Consider the following 640-nt stretch of genomic DNA (forward strand, 5'->3'; position numbering starts at 1 on the left):
CGACCTCAGGCAACACGACGCCGACGGCGGTTGCCGATGCGGGGGATGCGACCGAGAAGGGCGGTACCGCCAACGGTTCGGGCGGCGTGGGCGCCAGCGGCAACGTGCTCGCCAACGACACCGATCCGGATGCCGGCGACACCAAGACCGTCAGCGCGGTCAGCTTCGGCGCGACGGCCGGCACGCTCGGCACCGCCCTCAACGGCACGTATGGCAGTCTCGTGCTCAATGCGTCGGGCGCCTATACCTATGCCATCAACGAGAACAATACCGCCGTGCAGGCGTTGCGGCAGTCCACCAATACGCTGAGCGATGCCTTCAGCTACACCATGCGTGACACTGCCGGCGCCACCGCCGCGGCCACGCTGACCGTCACCATCCACGGCGCCAACGACGCGCCGGTGCTCGCGGCCCAGACCGCCACCCAGAACGCCACCGTCGGCACGGCCTTTTCGTTTGTGCTGCCGGCCAGCACCTTCACCGATGTCGACAGCGGCGAAACGCTCGCCTATACGGCAACCGCCGACGACGGCTCGTCGCTTCCCGCCTGGCTGAGCTTCAACCAGGCGACGCGGACCTTCAGCGGCACGCCGACGACAGCCGGCACGTCCGGCATCAAGGTGACGGCGACCGATCTCGG

Annotated in this window: 1 protein-coding gene; it reads left to right on the forward strand. The window is 68.6% G+C overall.

Annotated features, from left to right (window positions below):
• On the forward strand, positions 1-640 hold a 640-nt coding region (locus ACPYOI_RS35855; RefSeq protein WP_481424144.1), incomplete at both ends, for a putative Ig domain-containing protein.

It is taken from the genome of Rhizobium sp. SVR5-2C (genome assembly GCF_056755115.1).